General features: G+C 72.8%; 14 protein-coding genes. 10 read left to right on the forward strand and 4 right to left on the reverse strand.

Annotated elements, in window-relative coordinates; all coding sequences use genetic code 11:
- Positions 1-35: 35 nt before the first annotated feature.
- From BLW85_RS29780 to msrB, 4 genes are all read left to right on the forward strand, one after another.
- Entirely contained in the window at positions 36-839 is an 804-nt protein-coding gene (locus BLW85_RS29780) for a pyrimidine reductase family protein (RefSeq protein ID WP_074993945.1), read from the forward strand.
- A gap of 130 nt (positions 840-969) precedes the next feature.
- Positions 970-1,443, forward strand: coding sequence for an indole-3-glycerol phosphate synthase (locus BLW85_RS29785; RefSeq protein WP_177329961.1), 474 nt, complete (start codon positions 970-972; stop codon positions 1,441-1,443).
- Between the two features lie 101 nt (positions 1,444-1,544).
- Positions 1,545-2,936, forward strand: a complete 1,392-nt coding sequence (gene murC / locus BLW85_RS29790) for a UDP-N-acetylmuramate--L-alanine ligase (protein ID WP_074993947.1) — start codon at positions 1,545-1,547, stop codon at positions 2,934-2,936.
- A 13-nt stretch (positions 2,937-2,949) separates the two neighbouring features.
- Positions 2,950-3,357, forward strand: coding sequence for a peptide-methionine (R)-S-oxide reductase MsrB (gene msrB, locus BLW85_RS29795; RefSeq protein WP_070025520.1), 408 nt, complete (start codon positions 2,950-2,952; stop codon positions 3,355-3,357).
- Positions 3,358-3,370: 13 nt separating this feature from the next.
- Here msrB and BLW85_RS29800 read toward each other — a convergent pair whose 3' ends face one another.
- Positions 3,371-8,725, reverse strand: coding sequence for a sacsin N-terminal ATP-binding-like domain-containing protein (locus BLW85_RS29800; protein ID WP_074993948.1), 5,355 nt, complete (start codon positions 8,723-8,725; stop codon positions 3,371-3,373).
- Between the two features lie 433 nt (positions 8,726-9,158).
- On the opposite strand from BLW85_RS29800, the gene BLW85_RS29805 reads away from it, so the two are divergent.
- The 4 genes from BLW85_RS29805 to BLW85_RS29820 all read left to right on the forward strand — a co-directional run bounded on the left by BLW85_RS29805 (position 9,159) and on the right by BLW85_RS29820 (position 12,675).
- Positions 9,159-10,274 (forward strand): ABC transporter ATP-binding protein, encoded by a 1,116-nt coding sequence (locus tag BLW85_RS29805; RefSeq protein WP_074993950.1) that lies wholly within the window; start codon positions 9,159-9,161, stop codon positions 10,272-10,274.
- Positions 10,271-10,924 carry an ABC transporter permease gene (locus tag BLW85_RS29810; protein WP_070025523.1) on the forward strand — a complete coding sequence of 218 codons (654 nt, stop codon included), beginning with the start codon at positions 10,271-10,273 and terminating at the stop codon, positions 10,922-10,924. Before BLW85_RS29805 ends, BLW85_RS29810 begins: the two co-directional genes overlap by 4 nt.
- Positions 10,921-11,589 carry an ABC transporter permease gene (locus tag BLW85_RS29815; protein ID WP_070025524.1) on the forward strand — a complete coding sequence of 223 codons (669 nt, stop codon included), beginning with the start codon at positions 10,921-10,923 and terminating at the stop codon, positions 11,587-11,589. The genes BLW85_RS29810 and BLW85_RS29815 overlap by 4 nt, the downstream gene beginning before the upstream one ends.
- 159 nt (positions 11,590-11,748) lie before the next feature.
- Entirely contained in the window at positions 11,749-12,675 is a 927-nt protein-coding gene (locus tag BLW85_RS29820) for an ABC transporter substrate-binding protein (protein WP_208624982.1), read from the forward strand.
- 64 nt (positions 12,676-12,739) lie between these two features.
- On the opposite strand, the gene BLW85_RS29825 is transcribed toward BLW85_RS29820, so the two are convergent.
- The 3 genes from BLW85_RS29825 to BLW85_RS29835 all read right to left on the reverse strand — a co-directional run bounded on the left by BLW85_RS29825 (position 12,740) and on the right by BLW85_RS29835 (position 14,437).
- The gene (locus tag BLW85_RS29825; RefSeq protein WP_070025525.1) at positions 12,740-13,195 is read right to left on the reverse strand and encodes a tellurite resistance TerB family protein; all 456 of its coding nucleotides are present in this window, start codon (positions 13,193-13,195) and stop codon (positions 12,740-12,742) included.
- Positions 13,196-13,295: 100 nt separating this feature from the next.
- Entirely contained in the window at positions 13,296-13,736 is a 441-nt protein-coding gene (locus tag BLW85_RS29830) for a DUF6114 domain-containing protein (protein ID WP_107409205.1), read from the reverse strand.
- 5 nt (positions 13,737-13,741) lie between these two features.
- Positions 13,742-14,437 (reverse strand): DUF6230 family protein, encoded by a 696-nt coding sequence (locus BLW85_RS29835; protein WP_070025527.1) that lies wholly within the window; start codon positions 14,435-14,437, stop codon positions 13,742-13,744.
- Positions 14,438-15,256: 819 nt separating this feature from the next.
- Between BLW85_RS29835 and BLW85_RS29840 the strand changes: the two genes are divergently transcribed.
- Together BLW85_RS29840 and BLW85_RS29845 are read left to right on the forward strand one after the other, a co-directional pair.
- Positions 15,257-15,907 carry a Tat pathway signal sequence domain protein gene (locus BLW85_RS29840; RefSeq protein ID WP_070025528.1) on the forward strand — a complete coding sequence of 217 codons (651 nt, stop codon included), beginning with the start codon at positions 15,257-15,259 and terminating at the stop codon, positions 15,905-15,907.
- Between the two features lie 316 nt (positions 15,908-16,223).
- Positions 16,224-16,868 carry a ScbR family autoregulator-binding transcription factor gene (locus tag BLW85_RS29845; protein WP_070025529.1) on the forward strand — a complete coding sequence of 215 codons (645 nt, stop codon included), beginning with the start codon at positions 16,224-16,226 and terminating at the stop codon, positions 16,866-16,868.
- The last annotated feature ends 3 nt before the right edge of the window (positions 16,869-16,871 follow it).

The following is a 16,871-nucleotide window of genomic DNA, read 5'->3' on the forward strand; positions in this document are numbered from 1 at the left end:
TTACCCATGCTAAGCGCCGTGTCACACTGCACGACATGCGACGCCTGTTCCCTGTGACCGACGAAACACCAGCCCAGGCCCCCGGCGCGCCGGCCGCCGACCGAGAGTGGAGCTTCGCGGAGCTGGCCGCCGCCTACGCCTACCCGGAGCCCCGGGACCACGCCCCGGACGCGCCCCGGCCCTGGCTGCGCGGCAACATGGTCTCCTCGCTCGACGGCGCCGCCCAGCACGACGGGCACTCCCAGCCCATCTCCAGCGCCGCCGACATGCGGATCTTCGGCACGCTGCGGGCGCTCGCGGACGTGATCGTCGTCGGTGCGGAAACGGTACGGCAGGAGGGGTACCGGCCGGCCCGCGCCCGGGCGGACTTCGCCGCGGCCCGCGAGGCGGCCGGACAGGCCCCCGCCCCGGCGATCGCGGTCGTCTCCGCGAGCCTGGAGCTGGACTACTCGCTGCCGCTGTTCACCTCGCCGCTCGTGCCCACCCTGGTCCTGACCGGGGCCGCGGCCGCGCCCGAGCGCGTCGCCGCCGCGGAGCGGGCCGGCGCCCGGGTGGTCGTCGCGGGCGAGGGCATGGGTGTCGACCCGGCCCGCGCGGTGAGCGCCCTCGCGGCCCTCGGCCACACGCGGCTCCTCACCGAGGGCGGCCCCCGGCTGCTCGGCCAGCTGATCGCCGCCGAGGTGCTGGACGAGCTGTGCCTGACCCTCTCGCCGACGCTCACCGCCGGGGACGCCCAGCGGATCGCCGGGGGACCCTCGGTCGCCGTGCCGCGCCGGTTCGACCTCGTGTCGCTCCTGGAGGAGGACGGATTCCTGTTCGGTCGTTACCGCCGGCCCTGACATCGGCGGAACATGCCGTTCCGTTTGGTCTCCGGCGGGCACACTTAGACCGGCAGTACCCGTGCGAGCACGGGGAAGGATGGTTTTTGCAGGGGGCTCGCCCGGGCCCACGGAGGAGAAGAGGCGTCTGGTGTTCACAAGCATTCTGATGATCGAGAAGGCCATGACGTCGGCCGACGTCGAGTTCGTCACCACATTGCACGGCGACGAGCCCGTCACCTTCCATGTCCTCCTCCAGCCGCGCGGCGACCAGGCGGACCGTCTGCTGCGCGCCATCGACGACATCGCGCTCGGAGAGCTGGACGAGGCGGTGCGCGAACACGAGACGCCGGAGGGCGAGGACGCGCGGAGCGTCGGGCAGCGTGCCCTCGACGTGTCCGTGACCGCCCTGCGGGCGTCGGGCAGCACGGCGGACGGCCGGCTGATCGAGGACCACCCGCTGGACGCGCTGAAGTCGATGGTCGCCGAGGTGGGGGCGGACGAGGTGATCGTGCTCACCGATCCGCACTATGTGGAGGAGTTCTTCCACCGGGACTGGGCCTCGCGGGCCCGGCACCGGGTCGGCGTGCCCGTGCTCAAGCTGTTCTCGCACAGCAAGGCGTGATCGCCCCGGGCCGTACCGGCCGGCCCTCCTTGCGCGGAGCCCGGTGCTCCAGCGCATAGGCTAGGGCCGCTCAAGCTCGCACCGTCTCTGGGGAGAAACGCATGGCACCCGGCCTTCCTACCGCCATGGACCGACCGCACTTCATCGGCATCGGCGGCGCCGGGATGTCGGGGATCGCCAAGATCCTCGCGCAGCGCGGGGCGAAGGTGGCCGGCAGCGACGCCAAGGACTCGGCGACCGCCGAGGCGCTGCGGGCGCTCGGGGCCACCGTGCACATCGGGCACGCCGCCGAGCACCTCGCCGACGACGCCAGCTGTGTCGTCGTCTCGTCGGCCATCCGCCAGGACAACCCGGAGCTGGCCCGCGCCGCAGAGCTGGGCATCCCGGTCGTGCACCGGTCGGACGCGCTGGCCGCGCTGATGACCGGGCTGCGCCCGATCGCCGTCGCCGGCACCCACGGCAAGACCACCACCACCTCGATGCTGGCGGTCTCCCTCGGCGAGCTGGGCCTGAAGCCGTCGTACGCCATCGGCGGCGACCTGGACGCGCCCGGCTCCAACGCGCTGCACGGCGACGGCGACATCTTCGTCGCCGAGGCGGATGAATCGGACCGCAGCTTCCACACGTACGCGCCCGAGGTCGCCATCGTCCTCAACGTCGAGCTGGACCACCACGCCAACTACGCCTCGATGGACGAGATCTACGAGTCCTTCGAGACCTTCGCCGGGAAGATCGTGCCCGGCGGCACCCTGGTGATCTCCGCCGACCACGAGGGCGCCCGCGAGCTGACCCGCCGGCTCGCCGGAACCGTCAGGACGGTGACGTACGGCGAGGCCGAGGACGCCGGTGTCCGGGTCACCGCCATCGTGCCGCAGGGGCTGAAGAGCCAGGTCACCGTGGTGCTGGACGGCGAGGAGCTGACCTTCGCGGTCTCCGTGCCCGGTCGGCACTACGCCCTCAACGCCGTCGCCGCGCTCGCCGCCGGTGCCGCGCTCGGCATCCCGGCCGCCGAGCTGGCGCCCGCGCTCGCCGCCTACACCGGCGTCAAGCGGCGCCTTCAGCTGAAGGGCGAGGCCGCCGGGGTCCAGGTGATCGACTCCTACGCCCACCACCCCACCGAGATGACCGCGGACCTGGAGGCCATGCGGGCCGCCGCCGGCGACGCCCGCATCCTCGTCGTCTTCCAGCCGCACCTGTTCTCCCGCACCCAGGAGCTGGGCAAGGAGATGGGACAGACCCTGGCGCTCGCCGACGCCTCGGTGGTCCTGGACATCTACCCGGCCCGCGAGGACCCGATCCCGGGTGTCACCAGCGAGCTGATCATCGAGGCCGCGCGGGCCGCGGGCGCCGACGTCACCGCGGTGCACGACAAGGCGGAGATCCCGGCCGTGATCGCGGGAATGGCGAAGCCCGGTGATCTCGTTCTCACCATGGGCGCGGGCGACGTGACCGACCTGGGCCCGCTGATCCTGGACCGCCTGTCGCAGAGTTAAGGGGCTGAGGCTCATGTCGTACGACGTCGAGAAGCCGGACGAGCAGTGGCGCGCGGAGCTGAGCCCGAACGAGTACGCGGTACTGCGCCGGGCCGCCACCGAACCCGCGTTCACCGGCGAGTACACGGACACCACCACCAAGGGCGTCTACTCCTGCCGCGCCTGCGGCGCCGAACTGTTCACCTCGGAGACCAAGTTCGCCTCCCACTGCGGCTGGCCGTCCTTCTACGACCCGAAGGACACCGACGCCGTGGAGCTGGTCGAGGACCGCTCCCTCGGCATGGTGCGCACCGAGGTCCGCTGCGCCCGCTGCGGCTCGCATCTCGGGCACGTCTTCGAGGGGGAGGGCTACCCGACCCCGACCGACCAGCGGTACTGCATCAACTCGATCTCCCTGCGGCTCGAACCCGCCGGCGAGTGAGGCCGGGGCCGGATCACCGGCCGGGAGCGCAGCGCAGGCGCAGTCCGTGGCCGACGATGCGGAAGTAGTCCCTGCCCCGGGGCGAGAGCGGATTGGGCAGCTCGAACAGCCGGCGGGACGCGGGGTCCAGAGCGGACGTCACGAGCAGGACGCGGTAGCGCGTGGTGGCGGCGTGCGCCGTCGCCGCGCGGTGCTCGGAGGCGCCCAGCTCGAACTCGTACTCCAGCTCCCCCGGGGACCCCGTCCAGGCGCCGGACAGGGCCTTCACCTCGTAGAACAGTGAGGTGTTGCGCCAGGGGACCTCGAAGTCGCAGCCGTGGGAATCCGATGCGGCCGCCGCTTCCGCGGGGCTTCCCAGCAGCGCGGCATGGCGCGAACGCCAGTGGACGACCCGGTGCCTGCGGCGCAGCCAGGCGCCCGCCACCACCTCGCCCACCAGACCGATCGCCTCCCGCTGCGCGTCAGTGGGGCGGGGGACCCCGGCGCCGCCGGTGCCGGACCCGGCGGGGCGGGCACCGCGGGCGGGCGGGGCCGGCGCCATGGGCGTGAGCCGGGCGGTCCCGGGCTGCGCCAGCAGGGCCTCGTCGACGCTTCTGTGCGCCACCTCGGCGATCCGGGCCAACTGCTCGCGGCCCACAGGGAGCTCCGTGCCGCCGATGGTGATCGTGGGCGTGGGCGCGGCGGATCCGCCCGGACGGCGGGACGCGCCCGCGGCCAGATCCGCCGGGGACAGACCGAGCTTCGCCGCGTCGGCGGCGAGCGGCATCCCCGGGGGCCGGCCCAGCTCGCGGAAGACGGCGCGCAGCAACTGCTCGTCGGTGAGGAGCGACAGGTCGGCCAGGCCGGAGCGGTCGAGGCCGTCCTTGGCGCGCATCAGGGGCGCCTGCTGCCAGGCCGCGGGAACCGGGGCCCCGTGGACCCGGCACCACGCCCGCACCAGCGGAACGAGCCGGGGGACGAGGGCGTCGAGCCCGGCGGCGTTGGCCGCGCGGAGTTCCGCCACCGGCGTGAGGGCGGGGTCCGGCGGGCCGTCCCAGCCGTCCTCCTCGGCTCCCTGGGCGCGCAGCCACGCGCCGACGTGCCCGCGCATGACCTCCGGCGGCGGCACCCGGAACAGCGGCAGCCACGCCGGGTCGGGGGTCAGTCTCTCGAAGTGCCGGGCCACGGCGTACCCCGAGACGTCCGCGCCGCCGGCCGCCAGGGGAGCGTAGTGCTCGCGCAGCCGGTCCAGGATCGCGTCGGCGTGGGCGCGCACGAACTCGTCGAGGGCCCGCTCGTGCAGCTCGGGATGGGCCAGCGGGCGGTAGGGCGGGCCGATCGCTTCGAGTGCCGCGTTGAAGGCGGTGAAGTCCAGGCCGAGGGCGTCGCGCAGATCGGCCAGGGAGCGGTGTTCACGGGCGCGGGCCAGCAGGTCGGCCGCGGTTGCCGGCACCGCCGTCCGGTAGCGGTCGACGACGTCGAGCAGCGCTTCTTCGCAGCGGGCGCCGCGCAGCGCCCCGTCCACCTCGGCGGCCCGGGCGGGGCCCGCCGCGCAGACCAGCACGGGCCGCAACCGGCGTACCAGGGTGGCCAGTTCGCCGGTGAGGCCGCGGCGCACCTCCGCGACCTTCTGCTCGGTCGTGTCGAGGGCGAACGCGAGCGTGCGGTCGTCCACGTCGACGAGTTCGGCCGGTGGCGTGCCCAGCCGCTGCCGCACCTTCATCAGCGCCAGTTCGAGCGCGTCGTGCAGCGCGGGGCCGCCCAGGAGCTGGGCGAGGGCGGGCGCGCACGCCTGGAGTTCGCAGCGGCCGTCGTCGCCCGCCCACACCACGACCGTGGGGTGCTCCGGGTGCGGCAGGGCCAGGGCACGCGCGGTCGGCGGGGGCGTCACCGGGGAACCGGCGACCAGGATGTCGACCTCCTCGGTCCGGGCGACGCGGACGAGGTGCAGCAGGTCCAGGAGCCCCCTGACCCGCTGCTCGCCACGGCGGGTGAAGGCGCCGGACTTCAGTTCCAGGACCAGGGCGACCAGGACGACCAGCCACTCCCTGCCGTCCGTCAGCAGGGGCCGGTCGGCCGCCGGGGTGATCGGCCGGCCGTCGCGGGCGCGGACCTGGAACTCGGTCCCGGAGAGCCTGCGCAGCGGAACGCCATGGAGCGTCAGCAGCCGCGCGACCTCCTTGCCGTGCTCGGGGGCGGTGACGAGAACGGGGTGCCCGGCGAGTTCGATCAGGGACTCCTTCAACGGGGCGGCCTCGTCGACGACGTAGACGGTATCCGCGTCCGGTTCCCCGGGCCCCTCGCCCCGCGCACCGGCCTCCTCGTCCGCCAGTGCGTGCGCGACCAGGGCGTTCGACTGCGTCACGGCCAGCCGGACCGGCTCGTCGTCGGCCCACGGCCAGGCCCCGGAGGCGGCCGTGTGCTGCCACGCCTGCCGGTAGTGCCGCTTGAAGCGGACGGCGAAGCGGGCCGGCACCTGGCCGTCGGCCAGCAGCACCCCGAGGTCCCGTACCGCCGCGGCCGCGTCGCCGGGGTCGTCCCACGCGCGCAGCCCGAGCCGGCGCAGCCGCTCCAGCGTGCGCTTCTCGCCGAGCATCCGCCGCACCGGCAGCGGGAGTTGGGGGACGAAGGGCGGCAGCTCGCTGTCGTCGCCGTACCACGCCCGGCCGGGGGCGACGAAGGAGAGGCCGCCCTCCGCGCCGTCCTCGACCGGCAGCCACGGCAGATGGCGCAGGGCGGAACTCACCGGAGTGGGCCAGGTGTGCGGGTCCGGATTCCGCTGGTGCCGGGGGCTCGGGCGGCGGACGCCGACCGTGAGCGCGTGCTGCGGCCAGGTCCGCAGCCCGTGCAGGATCAGGTCGGCGAAGCGGCGCCGGCTCGCGGCGTCGAGCCCCGCCACCGCCTCGATGCCCGGCAGGTGCGGCACCGCCCGGTCGAACGCGTAGGGCGTCTGGGGGTGCTCGCCCGACGACCATCTCCGTCGCACGTCGCACGCCCAGCCCCGGGCCACCGCGGGGGTGAGCGGGAAACGGTGGGCGAGGCGCCCGGGGGCGAGGTTGCGGCCCTCGGCCGCGGGGAGCGTGACCTCGTCGAGGGGCAGTCCGTCGCGGACGCCGACGCTCAGCAGGAACTCGCGCCACGGCGCGGGATCGGGCACGCGCACGGGCCAGTCCTCGGGCGGGGAGATCCAGCGCCGCCGCAGCGCGGCCAGTTCGGGGACGGTGTCGCCGCCCGAGTCCAGGAAGTCCGCGAGGAGCCTGGCGCCCTCGGTGCCCCACCGCGGCGACATCAGGCAGTCGGCCGCCTTCGCCCAGCCGCCGCCCGGCAGGGGCACCTGGAAGCCGATGCCGGCGAGCCGTCCGCGCTGGGGCTGGCCGAGGTGCGGGTACAGGCGGTGGACGAAGACGAGCGCGTCCCGGCAGAGCGCGGACGAGGGCCGCTGGGCGAGCAGTTCGCGCAGCGCGTCCAGGACCCGGTCGGGCTGGTACCGGCGGATCAGCCGGTTGCCCTCGAAGAAGCCGCGGCCCGGCGGCCGCCAGGCGATGGCGGGGTGGGTGAAGACGAGACGTCTGCGCAGGGCCCGCAGGTCGCTCGGGACGCGGGCGGCCGGGTCGGTGCCGGGCCCCTCCGGCGCGAAGAAGACGCTCTCCTGCCTGCGGCCCGCACCGGACTCGCCCCCCAGGGTCGCGTGCAGTTCCCCGTTGTGGTCCAGGACGACGGCGCGGCCCCGCAGCTCGGCGGCCCCTTCCCACCGGAAGGCCTGCGCCAGGTCGTCGTAGAAGTCGGCCCACTCCGTGCCCACCGGCGAGGAGGTGCCGGGACGCAGCCTCGCGGCCAGGCGCTCCGCCCAGTCGGCCTTGACCCGCGCCCCCGCCCGCATGCGCCGTCCGCCGAGCAGCTCCCTGTGCAGGACGTCGATCCTGTCCTGGCGCGCGGCACCCACCGCGGGGTCCACGACCGGGGCGCCGCAGGCGGCCAGCGCCGTCGCGGTCATGACCTTCCACGGGGCCCCGTCGTCGGGCCAGGCGAAGGACTCCCGCAGACAGCCCCATCCGTCCTCACCGGGTCCGGCGAGCGGCACCACCGCTTCGTCGGCCAGCGCGCCGTGCGCGGCGGCGTCGATCCGGTCGAGGCGGGTCCAGCACACCGCGTCGGGCACCAGGCGGACGGCGAGGGCCCGGGGCGCGTGGGCGCGCAGGCGCCGCGCGGTGTCCAGGCAGAGGGCGGCCAGCTCGTCGAGGAGGAAGTCGTTGAGCGCCACCGAGTCGTTGAGGTGCAGCCGGGCCATCCTCGTGAAGAAGGGGGCGTGCGCGTGCCCGGGGAAGGGCGCCGGGGCCTCGGCTCCCATCGGCAGGAACGTGTACAGCACGCCCGTGTCGAGATCGCGGTCGAGCGGCAGGGCGATGCCCACCCAGGCGTCGCCCCGCCAGTCGCGCCACTTCTTGTGGATCTCGTTGCCCGAGACGCTCCGCTCGATGGCGTCGCGCAGCGCGTCGGCGGCGACGCTCCCGCGCGCCAGCAGATACCGGCCCGCCTCGCCCAGGTCCACCTCGGTGAGCCGTCCGCCCACCTCCGCGGTGGCCCAGGCGGGCGGTCGCTCCGAGCGGGTCAGCACATGCCGTCCGGTCCGTCCGGCGCTGCCCCGGGTCTCCACGGTCAGGGCGGTGATCCGGTCGAGGAAGAGCAGCAGCGGGGCCTCGGCCCGCACCAGCTCCGCGACCTGGGCGAACGCGGCGCCGACGGCGTTCCGCGTGCGCAGCGGAAGCCGGACCACCGTCGAGAACCCGCGTGCGGCGAAGTCCTCGACGACGGGGTCCGCGGTGGCGGCGGGCACCGGCAGCGCCAGCGGCGACACCTTGTCGATCACCCAGGAGGCGGCCTCGGGGTCCGCGACGAGGGCGCGCACGTCGTCCGGCGTCGCGAAGCGGAAGCAGAACCCGTCGAAGCCGGCCGAGTCCGCCCCGGATCTGGAATGGATCTCCGGCCAGTCGGTCAGCTGGAGCACGCTGCGGAACCCCAGCCCCTTGTTGCCGATGCCCTCGCCGGGCCCCTTGCCGGACAGCCCGAACTCGATGATCCGCCGGAAGTCGGCCTCGGTGAACCCGTCGCCGTCGTTCGCCACGTAGAGCGTTCCCCGGTGGTCGAGGTCCCCCTCGGGGCCGGGCGACTCCAGGTCGAGCAGGACGGCGATACGGCCCCGGCCGCCCGGGCCGAGCGCGTCGTGGCCGTTCTGGACCAGCTCCACCAGGGTGCGCCCCGCGTACTCCTGGGCCATCTCCTCGCTCAGTTCCTTGAGGCTCTCGGAGAACCGCCAGTCGCTGCCCGCCTGCCGGGCCAGCTCGATGCGGCGCCGGGACAGTGCGGTGATGGTGTCGTCGTCGATGGACACGGCTTTCCCCTTCGGCCTCGATCGGCACGGACGGCCGGCGCCCGTGCGCCGGCCGGTCGGTCCACGGAGCATCGGGCGGGCGGCGCGGCGGGGCGGTGAGATCCGGTCAAGCCGGTGACGGGGGTTACCCGCAGGCCGCCGGCGTGCGCGGGCGTGCTCGCGGGGCGCGTCCCGGGCGCCCGGCACCGGTGCGCCGGGCCGGGCCGACCGAAAGTCGTCGACGCTCCCCGGCGATTGTCAGACCCGGGTGGTAGCGGCGCCGGGCCGGTGCACGGCCGCCGTCGCGGCTCGTGACCGGGAGGTGAACGGGCGGCGTGATCGCCGCGGGGCGGGGAAGGCGGCCGTCTAGACTCTCCCGGCAACGGCCCGCGCCTGCCCGGCCCGTGGCCGCGAACGGGCGGAAAGCTGCCAGACCCGAAGGGTGTTCGGCGTTTTGATACGGATAGATGCAGTCACGAAGAGGTACCCGGACGGCACGGTCGCGGTCGACCGGCTGTCGTTGGACACACCGGACCGCGCGATCACCGTCCTCGTCGGGCCCTCCGGCTGCGGCAAGACGACGACGCTGCGCATGATCAACCGGATGGTGGACCCCACCGAGGGCAGCATCCTGCTGGACGGTGCGGACATCCGGCAGCAGCCGGTCAACTCCCTGCGCCGCTCCATGGGTTACGTCATCCAGAACGCCGGTCTCTTCCAGCACCGCACCATCCTCGACAACATCGCCACCGTGCCCCGGCTGCTCGGCTGGAGCAAGCAGAAGGCGCGGGGCCGGGCCGCCGAGCTGATGGAGAGGGTCGGTCTGGACACCTCGCTCGCCAAGCGCTACCCGTACCAGCTCTCCGGCGGCCAGCAGCAGCGCGTCGGTGTGGCGCGGGCGCTCGCCGCCGATCCGCCGGTGCTGCTGATGGACGAGCCGTTCTCCGCCGTCGACCCGGTGGTCCGCAAGGGGCTCCAGGACGAACTGCTGCGCATCCAGGACGAGCTGGGCAAGACGATCGTCTTCGTCACGCACGACATCGACGAGGCGATCAAGCTGGGCACCATGGTGGCCGTACTGCGCACCGGGGGCCGGCTCGCCCAGTTCGCGCCGCCCGCCGAGCTGCTCAGCGCGCCCGCCGACCCCTTCGTGGAGGACTTCCTCGGCGCCGACCGGGGCATCCGGCGGCTGTCCTTCTTCCCGTCCGACGAACTGCCGTTGCAGACCGGGCCGCTGGTCCCGCTGGGCGCCGACGCGGCGCAGCGCGGCGGCGCCCGTTCCGGGGCTCCCTACCTCCTGGTCACCGACGCCGACGGCAGACCGCTCGGCTGGGCCGAGCCCGACGGGCCCCTGGACCCGGAGCGGCTGCTCGACCACGGGCGGCCGTTCCGGCCCGGCGCCGACTCGCTGCGCACCGCGCTCGACGGGGCGGTGCTGTCGCCGACCGGCTGGGCCGTCGCGGTGGACGGGGACGGGCGCGCCGTGGGTGTCGTCTCGCAGCAGGTCATCGGGGAGGCGATCCGCGCGGCGCACGGCCGGGCGGGCGCCGGGGTGAAGGCCGCGCGATGAACGGCTTCTTCGACCTGCCGAGCGACCTCCAGCACAGCTACCTCGGGCTCGTCGGCCTGCATCTGCGCGAGGCGCTGCTGCCGGTGCTGGCCGGGCTGCTGATCGCGCTGCCCGTCGCCCAGCTGTGCGCGCGGTTCCGCTGGATCTACCCGCCCGTGCTCGGCCTCACCACCGTGCTCTACTCGATCCCCTCGCTGGCCTTCTTCGTCGTTCTCATCGACTACTTCGGGCAGAGCGAGACCACGGTGATGATCCCGCTCGCCGTCTACAGCCTGGTGGTGCTGGTGCCCGGGATCGTGGACGGCGTCCGCTCGGTGCCGAGGGAGACCCTGGCCGCCGCCGAGGCGATGGGCTTCGGCCCGCTGCGCCGCTACCTCCAGGTCCAACTGCCCATCGCCGCACCGGCGATCATCGCCGGGCTGCGGGTGGCGGTCGTCTCCAGCCTGTCCCTGGTCAGCGTCGGCATGCTGATCGGCAACCAGGGCGCCCTCGGCAACATGCTCTACGACGCCAACACCTACCACCGGCCCGCCCTGGCCGTTAACTCGGTGCTGACCACGGCGGTGCTGGGCATCCTCGCCGACGCCCTGCTGGTCCTCCTGCGCCGGCTGCTGACCCCCTGGATGCCGAGGAAGGGCGCCACCCGGTGAACGTACTCGACTTCGCGCACTCGTTCTTCGGCGACCCCGCCCACTGGCACGGCTACGACGGCATCCCGACCCGGCTCGTCGAGCACCTCACCTACTCGCTGGAGGCCCTGCTCATCGCCGCCGCGGTCGCGCTGCCGGTGGGCCTGGTCACCGGCCACTACGGCCGGGGCGGCAACGCGCTCGCGCTGATCGCCACCGCGGGCCGCGCGCTGCCCAGCTTCGGGCTGCTGGTGCTGATGTTCATCTGGCTCGGCTTCGGGCTGGTGCCGGTGATGATCCCGCTGGTGGTGCTCGCCGTGCCGCCGATCCTGGTCACCACCTACGAGGCGATGCGCTCCGTCGACCCGTCCCCGGTGGACGCCGCCCGGGGGATGGGGATGTCGGAGGCCCGGGTGCTGTTCCAGGTGGAGGTGCCCGTCGCGCTGCCGCTGATCCTCTCCGGGCTGCGCACGGCGGCCATCCAGATCATCTCCACCGCCACCATCGCCGCGTACGTCAGCCTCGGCGGCCTCGGCCGCTACATCATCGACGGCCTGTACCAGCGCGACTACGAGAAGGTCGTGGGCGGTGCCACCCTCGTCGCCGCGCTGGCCCTGGCCACCCTCGCGCTCTTCTGGGCGGTGTCCCGGCTCACGGTGTCCCGGGGGGTGCGCGGAAGCGCCTGAACCGACGGTGACCGCGGTCACCGTCGGGGGATCCGCGCGTGCGATCGCGGCGCGGTCTTCATCAAGAATGGATTACGAGACAGCGGTGCGCGGTTGACTCGGCGTCAAGCGGCTGGATTGGATCAGGTGGTGACTTCCACAACCGACATCAGCAGGTCCATGCGGAGGAACCGGGGCGCGGCGGTGGTCGCCCTCGCGGCGGCGACGGCCCTGCTGGCAGGCTGCTCCTCCCACTCCGGAAAGTCCGACCCCCTGTCGGGCGGCAAGGCGAGCGGCGGCGAAGTGGTCGTCGGCTCCAACAACTTCCCCGAGAGCACCCTGCTCGCCGACATCTACGGCGAAGCCCTCAAGGCCAAGGGGATCAAGGTCACGTACAAGCCGAACATCGGCAGCCGGGAGACCACCTACGGCCTGCTGAAGAACGGCTCCCTCTCGGTGCTGCCCGAGTACAACGGCGCGCTGCTGGCCTACCTCGACCCCAAGGCGACGCCGAAGAGCGCCGAGGGGACCACGGCCGCCATCAAGACGAAACTGGACGCCAAGCTGACCCTGCTGGAGCCCTCGGCGGCCGAGGACAAGGACTCGCTGGCGGTCAACGCCGCCACCGCGCGCAAGTACCACCTCACCGAGAAGTCCACCATCGCGGACCTGAAGGGCGTCGCGAAGGACCTGGTGATCGGCGGCTCGCCGGAGTTCCAGACCCGGCAGCAGGGCCTGGTGGGCCTGAAGTCCGTCTACGGCCTCGACTTCAAGTCCTTCAAGGCGCTGGACGCGGGCGGCACGCTCACCCAGACCGCCCTGAAGAAGGACGACGTCCAGGTCGCCGACATCTTCAGCACCGACCCGACCATCGCCAAGGAGAAGTTCGTCGCCCTCAAGGACCCGGAGAACCTCTTCGGCTTCCAGAACGTGCAGCCGCTCGTCGTCAAGAGCGCCGTGTCCCAGAAGGGCGTGGACGCGCTGAACGCCGTCTCTGCCAAGCTCGACACCGCGACCCTGCTGGACCTGGACGCGCAGGTGCAGAACCAGCGCAAGGACCCGCTGGACGTCGCGAAGACCTGGCTGAAGTCGGCCGGGCTCGGCTGACGCCGGTCCGACGCACGGGGGGCGCGGCCGAGGATCTCGGCCGCGCCCCCCGTTTCCGTCTCGCTCAGAGGTCGAACTCGTGCGGCGGCAGGTCCAGGGTGTAGCAGGCCTCGCGGACCACGGCCTGCTCGGTCTTGTCGAAGTCGCCGTCGGCGCCGCCGATGACGATGCCGATCTGGATGACGGCCCGCGCCTCGGCGGGCTTCTTCTTCGCCTTGGCGATCTCCTGGAGCACGCTCACCTTGCCGAAGGCGAAGTCGGCCGTCAGCTTGTTCAGGTTGTCGTCGAAGCGGCGCCGCAGATCGTCCGCGGGGAAGTTCTGCAGCACCTCGTTGGTGGCGATCAGCTGGGCGACGCGCTGGCGCTCCGAGGGGTCGACGGTGCCGTCGGCGGCGGCGACCAGCGCGCACATCGCCATGCTCGCGTCCCGGAACGCACCGCTCTTCAGGTCGTTCTTCTTCGCCACCAACTGGGTCTGCATCTGCGACGCCGACTCCTTGATGCGGTCCCACAGGGCCATGCTTGCTCCTCGTATCCGCGGCGGGGCGCCCCACGACACCCCACCGGCAACTTCTACAACACCGTAGAAACTGACGGTGGGGCCGGAAAGTTCCGGGACGTCATGCCGCGGTTCCCTCGGCCTCCTGTGCGGCGAGGGCCCGCGCCTGGCGGCGCTTGCGGCGGCTCGTGCGCGGCTCCTGGTCGGGGAGCCAGCCGAAGGCGAGGCAGCTGCCGACGACGCCGAGCAGCAGTCCGATGAAGAAGCCGCCCAGGTTGGAGGTGAGCCAGGTGCCCAGCGAGAGCAGCACTGCGGTGATGGAGTAGAAGAGCCGCTGGGCCGGGTTGAAGAGGAGCAGCAGGCCCAGCAGGACCATCAGACCCGGCAGCAGATAGCCGGCGAGCCCCTGCATGCCGATGTGCATCACGACTTTCAGCGACGCCTTCTCGGTCAGCAGGATCTCGCCACCGCCCAGGGCGAGCAGCAGCCCGCCCCAGAACGGCCGCCGGGCCCGCCATGCCCGGAAGGTGCCCCGCGGGCCCCGGCTCGTACGGTCGGCCATGGCGCTCAGCAAGCCTTGTCGCTGAAGCTGAGCTTGAGGCCGGGCAGCTTGAACACCCCAGCCGTGGTCGCGTAGTTGGTCTGCCGCAGGTTGTCGATGTGCACCTTGTCGGCCTGCTGGCTGAAGACGCCCTTCGGGCCCTTCGCGTTGGCCTCGGTCAGCGTGCTGGCGTCGTTGCCGATCTCGATGTTGTTGAACGCCGCGTCGCCCGACATCTCGGTGGAGTCGGTGGTCAGATCGGAGGCGGTGACCTTGTTGGCGCCGTTGCCCGCGGTGATCCGCAGGTTGGTGCCGCCGAGGTCGACGCTCTGACACAGCTTGGACAGCGTGGCCTTCTTGATGGCGGAGGTGACGACCAGCACCTGGCCGCCGGTGTCACCCGCGTTCGGGCTGTCGTCGGCCATGTTGTCCAGGCCGCCGAACTGCTCGAAGCCGGTTCCGTTCAGCTGCTCCGCGGTGACCGTGAACGGCATGCCGGAGATGGCGAACTGCACGCCCAGCGCGCCCTGCGCGGTGAGCACCGCGAGGCCGGCGGCGACGATCGTGGCGGGCACCGCCATCACCGCGGCGCGGCGGGCCCGGACGCGGCCCCGTCTCACCCCGCTGGGGGCGGCGGCGCCGCTCGGTGCTTCGGAGGGTGAACCGCTTCCCGGGTTCTCAGGGGTGTTGCCGGTGGACGAGATGTCCGGGGACGAGGCCATGTCTGCTCCCATGGGCATGGATCCGATGCGGGTTGGGCTTCAGTGGCACGATGTCCTGGCGCGGACAGCGGCCGCCGCGGACGCCTCCTCGCACTCCCGGCGGGTGCGAGGGCTTTCTCGTTACGCGGCGGTAGCCTTTCGAGGAAGTTACCGCCGGTTACTTTTTGGGGTCAAGGGAGATGTGAAAAAAGGGTGTTGACGGTGCGTGCGAGCCGTTCCGCCCGTTCAACTCGCCTTGTTCGCCGCGAGGTTGCCGTGCCGAGTCTCTTGACGCCGATGGTTGACGGGGCTACAACTTCCCCAGATTCCCCGGATCCGTGGCGCCGGATCCGCCGAGCGGCAGCGGCCGTGTCCCGCACGGGCACCGGCCGCGTTCCCGGCCCTCTCGTGGCACGCTCGACCTCACGGTGATCCGTTTCGCACGAGCACCCCTTCGCACTCCGCGCGAGCACGGCACGGACAGCTCCCCCACGGGTCCGTACCGGCATCCCCCAGAGCGTCCGGCCCGGCCGATTCCTCCGGGTACCGGCCGGTGTCCGGCTCGCCGCCGTCGCTGGTCCGTCGCGTAAGGAGAAGGCGTGACGGCCCCGCGCCGGCGGCAACACGCGCACCAACCGGCACCGCTCGCACCGCCTCGGCACGACGCATGCCGCCCCGGCATGCCGAGCGCCACCCGAGTACGACGAAATACCCCTGGTACGACGCGTACCACCCGGGTACGACGCGTGCCACCCCCGTACCAGGGCGCACCGCCTCTGCACAGCCCGCCACCCCCCACGTCCCCACCTCGTCACCCCACTTCAGCAGAGAGGCACCCGCATGCGTACGCGAATCCTCGTCGCCCTCGCCGGTACCGCCACCGCCACCGCTCTCGCCCTGGTGTCGGCCGGTCCCGCCTCCGCGGCCGGCGCGGTCCTGACCACGGGCAGCGCCGGTGGCACCGCCGTCGCGGTCGGCGACACCCTCACCGCGCCCCTGGCGAGCGGCACCAACGCCACCTTCTACTCCAGCGCCACCGGCACCAGCGGCGTGAAGTGCACCAACTCCCAGTTCACCGCCTCGGTCACCGGCAACCCGACCGCGCCCGGCACCGCCACCGAGTCCGTCACCGCGCACACCGCGACCAACTGCACCAGCAATGTCACCGGTGTGCTCAGCGTCGGCGGCATCACCATCGACAACCTGCCCTACTCGGCGACGGTCGCCTCCGACGGCACCCTCACCGTCACGCCCCGCAGCGGCTCCGTCATCCAGTCCACGGTCAAGCTCAACACCCTGCTGGGCAGCGTCACCTGCATTTACCAGGGCCCGAGCCTCACCGGCAAGGCGGACAACAGCGACAACAGCATCACCTTCACCAACCAGCAGTTCACCAAGATCTCCGGCTCGTCGCTGTGCTTCTCCACGGCCTACTTCTCGGCCAAGTACGCGCCGGTGACCGACGGCGGAGCCAAGGTGTTCGTCAACTGACGCTCGCGAGAGGCGGTTTGACCGGCACTCTCTGAACATGGCGCGAGGCGGCGCCGTCCCGGTGGGCACCCCCACCGGGACGGCGCCGCCATGCTGTGCGTGCCCCGGCCGCCCCCCGAGGCCCCGTTGAGGGCCGGCCGTCCGCCTCGTATCGTGGCGATCATGGGTGCGCCAGGCGGCCGTCGAGCGGCCGTTCGAGGCCGGTGCCGGGCCCTCGCACTTCGGACTCCCGTTGGCATTCGGTGAGTTATCGTATGCAAGGGGTTAAAACAAACCGCATGTCCCGTTCGTTCGTCTCGCGAGGAGGGGTCCCACGATGGCGAGGCAGTTACGCGCCGAACAGACCCGGTCGACGATCATCTCCGCCGCCGCGGATCTGTTCGACCAGCACGGCTACGAGTCCACCAGTCTCAGCGACATCGTCGCACACGCGAAGGTCACCAAGGGGGCCCTCTACTTCCACTTCGCCGCCAAGGAAGACCTGGCGCACGCCATCCTGGAGCTGGAGGCCCGGGCGGCCCGGCAGCTCGTGGCCGATGTCGAGGGCCGCGGCTACTCCTCCCTGGAGGGTCTGATGCGCACCACCTTCGGGGTCGCCCGGCTCGCCGTGGACGACCCGGTGCCGCGCGCCGGGCTCCGCCTCGCCACCGCCGACGTCACCGTACGGCCGCCGCTGCGCCACCCCTACACCGAGTGGCTGGAGTTCGCCGCCCGCAAGTTCAGCGGGGCCGTCCGGGAGGCCGATGTGCACAGCGACCTCGACGTCGCCGCGGCCGCCCACTCGCTCGTCTGCTTCTTCTTCGGCACCCGGGTCACCGGCCGGTTCGAACCGGTGGGGCGGCTGCCGCGCCGGGTCGCCGAGATGTGGCACCTGATGATCCGCGGCCTGGTCCCGGTGCACCGCCGCCCCCGCTACGTCACCCTCGCCACGCAGCTGGAGCGGGAGATCAGAACCGCCTGAACC

This window comes from Streptomyces misionensis, from assembly GCF_900104815.1.
GTDB classification, from domain to species: Bacteria; Actinomycetota; Actinomycetes; order Streptomycetales; family Streptomycetaceae; genus Streptomyces; species Streptomyces misionensis.

Excerpts from the sequence above, each read along its gene's own strand:
- BLW85_RS29835 (WP_070025527.1), bottom strand. The coding sequence starts at position 14,437 with ATGGCCTCGTCCCCGGACATCTCGTCCACCGGCAACACCCCTGAGAAC.
- BLW85_RS29845 (WP_070025529.1), top strand. The coding sequence starts at position 16,224 with ATGGCGAGGCAGTTACGCGCCGAACAGACCCGGTCGACGATCATCTCC.
- msrB (WP_070025520.1), top strand. The coding sequence starts at position 2,950 with ATGTCGTACGACGTCGAGAAGCCGGACGAGCAGTGGCGCGCGGAGCTG.
- BLW85_RS29840 (WP_070025528.1), top strand. The coding sequence starts at position 15,257 with ATGCGTACGCGAATCCTCGTCGCCCTCGCCGGTACCGCCACCGCCACC.
- BLW85_RS29780 (WP_074993945.1), top strand. The coding sequence starts at position 36 with ATGCGACGCCTGTTCCCTGTGACCGACGAAACACCAGCCCAGGCCCCC.
- murC (WP_074993947.1), top strand. The coding sequence starts at position 1,545 with ATGGCACCCGGCCTTCCTACCGCCATGGACCGACCGCACTTCATCGGC.
- BLW85_RS29825 (WP_070025525.1), bottom strand. The coding sequence starts at position 13,195 with ATGGCCCTGTGGGACCGCATCAAGGAGTCGGCGTCGCAGATGCAGACC.
- BLW85_RS29830 (WP_107409205.1), bottom strand. The coding sequence starts at position 13,736 with ATGGCCGACCGTACGAGCCGGGGCCCGCGGGGCACCTTCCGGGCATGG.
- BLW85_RS29820 (WP_208624982.1), top strand. The coding sequence starts at position 11,749 with ATGCGGAGGAACCGGGGCGCGGCGGTGGTCGCCCTCGCGGCGGCGACG.
- BLW85_RS29810 (WP_070025523.1), top strand. The coding sequence starts at position 10,271 with ATGAACGGCTTCTTCGACCTGCCGAGCGACCTCCAGCACAGCTACCTC.